The organism is Roseibium sp. AWQ4_254 (genome assembly GCF_056161025.1).
The window spans coordinates 114,687-121,959 of the sequence record NZ_JBSWYH010000018.1; the positions used below are offsets into that span (position 1 = coordinate 114,687).

A 7,273-nucleotide genomic window follows, 5' to 3' on the forward strand; every position below is an offset into this window, starting at 1 on the left:
TGAAGCGGCTGGATCCCGCCATGATGATCCGGTGCGAAGAGCGCGCTGAGCGCGGGCGTCCTGAACGGGGGCCGGGCCTCGGCGCCTGTTGTTTGGACGCAGGAAACGGACACACGCGGCAATGAACTATCTTCGAACAGCCATGCTGTTGGCGGCCATGACCGCGCTCTTTATGGGCATCGGCTTCATGATCGGCGGACAGGCGGGCATGATCATTGCCCTGGCCATTGCTGCGGCCATGAACCTGTTCAGTTACTGGAATGCGGACAAGATGGTTCTGCGCATGCATCATGCGCAGGAGGTCGATGAGCGGTCCATGCCGGACTTTTACCGCATGGTGCAGCGGCTTGCTCACAATGCCGGGTTGCCGATGCCCAAGGTCTATATCATCAACAATCCGCAGCCCAATGCCTTTGCAACGGGCCGGAACCCGGAAAATGCTGCGGTCGCTGCCACCACCGGACTGTTGAACATGCTGACGCCGGAAGAAGCTGCTGGTGTGATGGCCCATGAACTGGCCCATGTGAAGAACCATGACACCTTGATCATGACCATCACGGCGACCATCGCCGGGGCCATCTCCATGCTTGCCAATTTTGCCTTTTTCTTTGGTGGCAACCGCAACAACCCGCTGGGTATTGTCGGTGCTCTGTTGATGATGATCGTTGCCCCCATGGCGGCAATGGTGGTGCAGATGGCGATCTCGCGCACGCGTGAATATGCGGCGGACCGCATGGGTGCCCAGATCTGCGGCGAACCCATGTGGCTGGCCTCCGCTCTGGCGAAGATCGCAGGCGGTGTCGAGCGCATTCACAATCCGGACGCTGAGGCCAATCCGGCAACAGCGCATATGTTTATCATGAACCCCTTGTCCGGGGAGCGCATGGACAATCTGTTCTCGACCCACCCGAACACCCAGAACCGGATTGACGAGTTGCGCAAACTCTCCGATGCGGGCCTTGGCACCGGGGGGCGCTCCAGCGGCCTGTTCTCCCGGGCCCAGCCTGCCGCTGAGCAAGGCCCTTGGTCCGGGTCCGGCGCAACTGCGCGGCCGGGCGCCCGGTCCGGCCCGGACACTGGATCGAAATCCGGCCCGTGGTCGGGGCTCGGAGGCCGTGACCGGTCCCCCCCGCAGCCCCGGCGCCCGAAAGGGCCCTGGGGTTAGTCATCTGAGCCTGAAGTGCGTCACATTTCCCGGCAGGCTCAGAACGAACTTCAGATTCAAGAAGGTTACTGGCAAATTTATGTTTCTAGTGCGATTTTCGAATTGAAAGACACTCCGGCGGTTCCTGCTAGAATGAGGCAAATTTCAAATTCACCTTACGATACTCTAGGCCTCCAGCGTTAAAAAGCGTGCGGCAACAAATCGCTTTTCCCCGCGACCCAATCGGATTAAAATCATGGACATGCGCCGCAGCCGGAGATCCCGTCTGCGGCGCTTGGTTTTCGCCGCTCTGCCGGCCCATTCAGGAAGTTTACTTGACCACGCGCCCGAAAAAACCGCCCTTCCAAAAGCCTTCGGGCGCCCCCAGGGGGAGCTCTGCAGACACTGCGGAAAAGCCCGGATTTGCTGCCCGTAAGGTTGCTGCTGATATTCTGGGTAATGTGGTCCATAAGAAACGGCCACTGGACGGAGAGTTGGACACGGTCTCCGGCCATTCCGGCTTCCGGGCTTTGGCGGCCAACGACCGGGCGCTTGTGCGGGCCATCATCGGAGCGGCCCTGCGCCACCGCGGCGAAATAGGCGAAGTTCTGGACCGGTTGCTGGACCGGCCGATCCCGGAAAAGACTGGCAGGGTGCTGGATATTCTGCACACGGCTGTGTCGCAGATGCTGTTTCTGGACATTCCGGACCGGGCTGCGGTCTCGCTTGCGGTGGATCATGCGGGGCTGGACCGCAGAGCCTGGCCCTATAAGGGCCTCGTCAACGGAGTTCTGCGCCGTCTCGGGCGGGAGCGGGACGATATCACCGAAGATCTGGATCCGGAGTGCTTGAACACGCCTGACTGGCTGTGGGAGAGCTGGCAGGAGGCGTATGGACCGGACACCGCGCGGGCGATTGCCAGGGCGCACCAGACAGAAGCGGCGCTGGATCTGAGCGCCAAGGCTGACCCGCAAAGCTGGGCAGAAAGGCTCGGTGGAACTCTTGTCGGGGCCGGCAGCATCCGGCTGGAGAAGAAGGGTGCCGTGGAGGCGCTGGACGGGTTCGCCGATGGCGCCTGGTGGGTGCAGGATGCTGCCGCGGCCTTGCCGGCCCGCCTTCTGGGGGAGATTGAGGGCCTGAGGGTTGCCGATCTGTGCGCTGCGCCGGGGGGCAAGACCGCCCAGCTGGCTGCAGCCGGGGCAAAGGTGACCGCGGTTGACATTTCCGCAAGCCGCCTGAAGCGTCTGGACCAGAACATGGCGCGGCTTGGGCTGGCAGTCACGGCCGTTGCTTCGGACCTGCGCAGCTTTGAGCCCGAAAGCCCCTTTGATGCCGTGCTGCTGGATGCGCCCTGCAGCGCGACGGGCACGCTCCGCCGCCATCCGGATGTGGCCTGGATCAAGAAGCCATATGATATTGAAAAACTTGCCGAAATTCAGCAAGATCTGCTTGACCGGGTGTTGTCCTGGATCAAGCCCGGGGGTCTGCTTGTCTACTGCACCTGTTCGCTGGAACCGGCAGAAGGGGAGGCCCAGGCGTCGGCCTTTCTTGAGCGTCAGGCCGGCCGTGTGCAGCTGAAGCCTGTCACGCCGGAGGAGACCGGAGGGCTCAGCCAGTGCATTTCGGCGGAGGGCTATCTGCGCTGCCTGCCGTGTCACGATGCCAGCTCCGGCAATGGCAATATGGGCATGGATGGATTCTTTGCGGCCAGATTTCAGCTGTCTTAACGGTGCATAAACGGTTCGGTTGCAATGATTCATCAACGAAATGCTAACCTTAACGAACAGTTGTCATGTTGAAGAGCAATAGGGCACAGGCTCTTGAAACGGATGTGGCTCAGGAGCCTGTGCCCGATCGGCTCCACAAGGTGGAGAAACCTTATAGTCGCGCGCAGACCATCAGCGTCGGGGATGGTCCGGTGAAATTTGCAAGCCTGCATGAAAGGGGCCGGATCTGGCGTCTTGTGGTCCTGCATTTCTGGCACCGGACACTGAGATGGTTGCATGGCGGACCGTTGTTCCGCCTGCAGCCCTTCTCAGCCGTGCCCGCACGTCTGTTGATTGCTCCTCAGGACCTGCGCACCGCCGACGAAACCAATGCGGGCGATATTTATGGCGGCCGGTTCCTGTTCTCGGGCCACCTGGTGGAAACCCAGGGCCGCTCCCCGTTTGAAATGCGCGCCGTGCATGAAGACTGGCTGCGCGCGCTGCACAGTTTTGGCTGGCTGCGGGATCTCAGGGCCTCCGACAGCCAGATTGCGCGCCAGAATGCCCGCGTGCTGGTGGCAGACTGGATCCGTCATTGCGGCCGCCGCCATGATATTGGCTGGGAAGCTCCGGTTGTCACCCGCCGGATCCTGTCCTGGCTGGCCCATTCGCCGTTCCTCCTTCAGGACGGGGACCACGATTTCTACCGGGCCTTCGTCAAGTCGCTTGCCTATCAGGTACGGTATCTGCGCCAGACCATCAACGAGACCGAGGACGGGGTTGTCCGGCTGCAGGCAGCGCTGGCCGTTGCATCCGCCTGTATTTCAATGGCTGGACAAGGCCGGTTTGCCCGCCAGAGCATCCGCCGTTTGGAACATGAGCTGAGCCGTCAGATCTTGCCCGATGGCGGGCATATCTCGCGCAGTCCCCGCGCGCTTATCGATATTATGGCAGACCTTTTGCCTATTCGTCAGGCCTTTGTCGCCCAGGGGCTGGAAATGCCCCCGGCCATGTTGCAATCGGTGGACCGGATGATGCCGCTGCTGCGCTTCTTCCGCCATGGGGACGGAGCGCTGGCCCATTTCAACGGCATGGGCTCCACGCCAAACGACCTTGTGGCGACGATCCTGGCCTATGATGATGCGCGCGGGGCGCCGCCGCTCAATGCCCCCCATTCGGGGTACCAGCGGCTGGTGGGCGGCAATTCCGTCGTGATTGTCGATACGGGGCCGGTTCCGGCCCTTTATGTTTCAGGCGATGCCCATGCCGGGTGTCTGTCCTTCGAATTTTCCTCCGGCCCCAACCGTCTTGTGGTTAACTGCGGGGTGTCGCCGAAATCCAACGCCCTTTGGCGCAAGGTCAGCCGGTCGACCGCAGCCCATTCGACCGTGACAATCGAGGACACTTCATCCTGCCGCTTTCTGGCGGATGAGCCCTTCGGTCGCCTGCTCGGGGCGCCGGTCCTGTCGGGTCCGCTCTCCGTGCCGCTGGAACGGGAGGATGATCAGGCGGGCAGCCGGATCACGGCCTCCCATGACGGCTATGCGGCCGCATTCCAGGTTATCCATGAACGGGATATGCGCCTGTCCGGCGATGGCACGGTTCTGGATGGAATTGACACGTTGCGGGCCCTTGGCCCGCTCAATGCCAAACACCGTTATGCCTTGCGCTTTCATCTTCACCCGGCCTTGCGCACCTCCATGCTCCGGGGCGGCTCGGCGGTGCTGCTGGTCTGCCGGGATGGTGAAGCCTGGGAGTTTGAGGCGCCGGGCTGTGAGATGATGCTGGAGGAAAGTATTTATCTTTCTGATGTTTATGGCCATCGCAAGACCGCGCAGATCGTGGTGTCCGGATCGCTTCAGGAAGCACCGTCCGTTGGCTGGCAGTTCCGCAAGACCGCCTCGGCGCGGCTGAGCCGCCGCGGGACCAGTGATTTCGACGAGCCGTCCGGCCTGCCGCTTGAGGAATAGGGCTGCCCCAGACCTTCCGATTTGTCTTGAGACGTGATAGGGCGACGTCAATTCCCTGATCGTTCCCATTTGCGAGGCAAATTCATGGCCATTGTGTCCAAAGCCGTTCCCGTTCCCGAACTGGTGCCTGTCAAGCGCGCGCTCCTGTCCGTTTTTGACAAGACCGGCCTGGTTGCCTTTGCCAAGGCGCTTTCGCAGCGCGGTGTCGAACTGGTGTCCACGGGCGGGTCCTACAAGGCTCTGAAGGACGCGGGGCTGCCGGTTCTGGACATTTCCGAAGTCACGGGGTTTCCGGAAATCATGGACGGGCGGGTCAAGACGCTCCATCCGATGGTTCATGGCGGTCTTTTGTCCATTCGCGACGATGCGGACCACAAATCGGCGATGGCAGCGCACGGGATCACCGGCATCGATCTCTTCTGCGGCAATCTTTATCCGTTTGAAGAAGTGGTTGCGTCCGGCGCCGACTATGCCACGGGCATTGAGAATATCGATATTGGCGGCCCGGCCATGACCCGGGCTGCGGCCAAGAACCATGCCTATGTGACAGTTGTGACCGATCCGGTAGATTATGACACGGTGATTGCGGATCTGGACGCGAATGGCGGCCAGTCGCCTCTTGGTCTGCGCAAGAGACTGGCCCTGAAAGCCTTTGCCCGCACGGCGGCCTATGATGCTGCGGTCTCCAACTGGATGGCGGACCAGCTGGACGAGGCCACGCCTGCGCACCGGGCGGTCGGCGGGGCACTGGCGGAAGTCATGCGCTATGGCGAAAACCCGCATCAGACGGCAGGGTTTTACAAGACCGGCGAACAGCGGCCGGGTGTCGCCACTGCCGAACAGCTCCAGGGCAAGACGCTGTCCTATAACAACATCAACGACACGGATGCCGCTTTCGAGCTGGTTAGTGAATTCGACCCGGAGCGCACCAGCGCTGTTGCGATCATCAAACACGCCAATCCGTGCGGCGTGGCCGAAGGGGCCAGCCTGAAGGAAGCGTATGAAAAGGCGCTGCGCTGTGACCCGGTGTCTGCCTTTGGTGGTATTGTCGCCCTGAACCAGCCGCTGGATGCGGCTGCAGCGGAAGAAATCGTCAAGATTTTCACCGAGGTCATCATCGCGCCGGAGGCCGATGACGCAGCCCGTGAGATCATCGCGGCGAAAAAGAACCTGCGCCTGCTGGTGACCGGTGGTCTGGCCGATGCCCGCGCCAGGGGCCTGTTTGTCAAATCCGTTGCAGGCGGGCTTCTGGTCCAGTCCCGGGACAACGGAGTGGTTGACGATCTGGATCTGAATGTCGTCACCAAACGCGCACCGCGCGCAGAGGAACTGGCGGATCTCAAATTCGCTTTCCGCGTCGCCAAACATGTGAAATCCAACGCCATTGTCTATGCCAGGGATGGGGCGACCGTCGGCGTTGGCGCGGGTCAGATGAGCCGGGTGGATTCCGCGCGCATTGCGGCCCGCAAGGCTCTGGATGCTACGGAAGCTGCCGGGCTGGAAACGCCCTTGACCAAGGGCTGCGTGGTCGCGTCAGATGCTTTCTTTCCCTTTGCCGATGGGCTCTTGTCGGCAGCGGAAGCCGGGGCAACGGCGGTCATCCAGCCGGGCGGCTCCATGCGTGATGACGAGGTGATTGCTGCTGCAGATGAGGCGGGCCTTGCCATGGTGCTGACCGGCATGCGCCACTTCCGCCACTAGGGCGTGTCGCGTTCAAATGGTTTCAAACCGTTTTGTCTTTTGCGTTGAAACCTCTGATTTCAGGCAGCGAAAGGCAAACCCGATTGATCGTGACACGCTATAATATCAACCTCACCAAACAAGCACCTGTTGGACTGTGCCATGAGAGCGTTCAGCAAGGCGCGTGTCACGGGGTGATGCGGGGGCATCGTCCAGGACGCGCGACACGGCGGAACGCTCTCATGTCGTGACCTCCGGTGGCTTTTCAGGCCCGCCTGGCCGTGTCACGCCGCACGCCTTCACGGGTGCGGGCGGCGTTTTCTGAAAAAGAAAAGAACGGCTCATCGGCCAGCCCCCAACTGAAATGTGGGCATATCGGAATCGATTGAGCTGAACTCCTTGGTTCAGTAGGGCTTTCCGGGTTCGGACAGGTTTTGGGAAACTGCAACAAATAAGAAACGGTGACTTCCCCGGCTCTGCGGTGGTATGAGCTTAGGCTGTCCGAGCCGCGGCCGAAAACGGTTCATTTGCCAGCGCATAATCTCATCTTGAACAACGCCGTTCGTTGCATGGCAGGTAAAGGTGACACCAGAACATTAGCTTACCCGTCTGGCCATAGAACCTCGACCGCAAACAACTGCCATTCCGGAGCGCACGAATGGAACCTATTGCACTTCTTCTCTTCGTGTCCGTCCGGTGAAGCCGGTCTTCATGGCGGCGGCGCGCTCTGTTACGCTGCTTTTGCAGCGTAACACCAAGGCATGAGTTCGTTG

At 61.1% G+C, this 7,273-nt stretch carries 4 protein-coding genes; all 4 read left to right on the top strand.

Translation table 11 applies throughout. From position 1 onward, the window contains the following. Positions 1–121 precede the first annotated feature (121 nt). The 4 genes from htpX to purH all read left to right on the top strand — a co-directional run bounded on the left by htpX (position 122) and on the right by purH (position 6,521). Positions 122–1,165: a zinc metalloprotease HtpX gene (gene htpX, locus ACXAIC_RS15240; RefSeq protein ID WP_475181065.1), complete on the top strand. Its 1,044-nt coding sequence runs from the start codon at positions 122–124 to the stop codon at positions 1,163–1,165. Between the two features lie 314 nt (positions 1,166–1,479). Further along, positions 1,480–2,871, top strand: coding sequence for an RsmB/NOP family class I SAM-dependent RNA methyltransferase (locus ACXAIC_RS15245; protein WP_475181068.1), 1,392 nt, complete (start codon positions 1,480–1,482; stop codon positions 2,869–2,871). Between the two features lie 65 nt (positions 2,872–2,936). Then, complete coding sequence (locus ACXAIC_RS15250) at positions 2,937–4,820, top strand: heparinase II/III family protein (protein ID WP_475181071.1); 1,884 nt, start codon at positions 2,937–2,939, stop codon at positions 4,818–4,820. A gap of 84 nt (positions 4,821–4,904) precedes the next feature. Further along, positions 4,905–6,521 carry a bifunctional phosphoribosylaminoimidazolecarboxamide formyltransferase/IMP cyclohydrolase gene (purH, locus tag ACXAIC_RS15255; protein WP_475181075.1) on the top strand — a complete coding sequence of 539 codons (1,617 nt, stop codon included), beginning with the start codon at positions 4,905–4,907 and terminating at the stop codon, positions 6,519–6,521. Positions 6,522–7,273: the final 752 nt, after the last annotated feature.

Coding starts and splice junctions, on each gene's coding strand:
- ACXAIC_RS15250 (WP_475181071.1), top strand. CDS start 2,937: ATGTTGAAGAGCAATAGGGCACAGGCTCTTGAAACGGATGTGGCTCAG.
- htpX (WP_475181065.1), top strand. CDS start 122: ATGAACTATCTTCGAACAGCCATGCTGTTGGCGGCCATGACCGCGCTC.
- purH (WP_475181075.1), top strand. CDS start 4,905: ATGGCCATTGTGTCCAAAGCCGTTCCCGTTCCCGAACTGGTGCCTGTC.